The 1,068-nt window shown below is 58.5% G+C and carries 1 protein-coding gene; it reads right to left on the bottom strand.

Going from position 1 to position 1,068, the window contains the following annotated elements; all coding sequences use genetic code 11:
* Positions 1-1,068, bottom strand: a 1,068-nt coding sequence (locus J5M57_RS27850) for a phage tail tape measure protein (protein ID WP_207872060.1), incomplete at both ends; no start/stop codon positions are given.

Below are 1,068 nucleotides of genomic sequence, written 5' to 3'. Positions count from 1 at the left end.
ACATAACCGCCGGTGGCATAGCCGCGCATCAGCCGGTAAAGATTTCCCACGCCAATCCGGCTGGTTGCCTCCTTCGTGAAGACAAACTCACCACGGTGAACAATCCCCGCTGGCTCATATTTGCCGCCGGTTCCCGTAAATCCTCCGGTTGCAAAATGGAATTTCGCCGCAGCGGCCTGAATGGCTGTACCGCCTGACGCGGATGCGCCGCCACCAACAGCCCCGCCAATGGCGCTGCCGATACTCCCGACAATCCCCACCATTGCCTGCTTAAGCAGAATTTCTGTCATCATGGACAGCACGGAACGGGTGAAGCTGCGCCAGTTCTGCTCACTGCCGGTCAGCATCGCCGCCATATTCTGTGCAATACCATCAAAGGTCTGCGTGGCTGCACTTTTTACCTGCGACATACTGTCCGTGGCGCTCTCTTCCCACTCACTCCAGCCGGACTTCAGGCCTGCCATCCAGTTCCCGCGAAGCTGGTCTTCAGCCGCCCAGGTCTTTTTCTGCTCTGACATGACGTTATTCAGCGCCAGCGGATTATCGCCATACTGTTCCTTCAGGCGCTGTTCCGTGGCTTCCCGTTCTGCCTGCCGGTCAGTCAGCCCCCGGCTTTTCGCATCAATGGCGGCCCGTTTTGCCCGTTGCTGCTGTGCGAATTTATCCGCCTGCTGCGCCAGCGCGTTCAGGCGCTCCTGATACGTAACCTTGTCGCCAAGTGCAGCCAGCTGGCGTTTGTACTCCAGCGTCTCATCTTTATGCGCCAGCAGGGATTTCTCCTGTGCAGACAGCTGGCGACGTTGCGCCGCCTCCTCCAGTACCGCGAACTGACTCTCCGCCTTCCACAAATCCCGGCGCTGCTGGCTGATTTTCTCATTTGCTCCGGCATGCTTCTCCAGCGTCCGGAGTTCTGCCTGAAGCGTCAGCAGGGCAGCATGAGCACTGTCTTCCTGACGATCGCCCGCAGACACCTTCACGCTGGACTGTTTCGGCTTTTTCAGCGTCGCTTCATAATCCTTTTTCGCCGCCGCCATCAGCGTGTTGTAATCCGCCTGCAGGATTTTCCCG

Origin of the sequence: Pseudomonas sp. 86_A (genome assembly GCF_017491705.1) — a bacterium.
Taxonomy (GTDB): Bacteria; Pseudomonadota; Gammaproteobacteria; order Pseudomonadales; family Pseudomonadaceae; genus Aquipseudomonas; species Aquipseudomonas koreensis.
The sequence above is the reverse complement of the archived record's forward strand: the minus strand, read 5'-3'. Positions and strand labels throughout refer to the sequence as shown.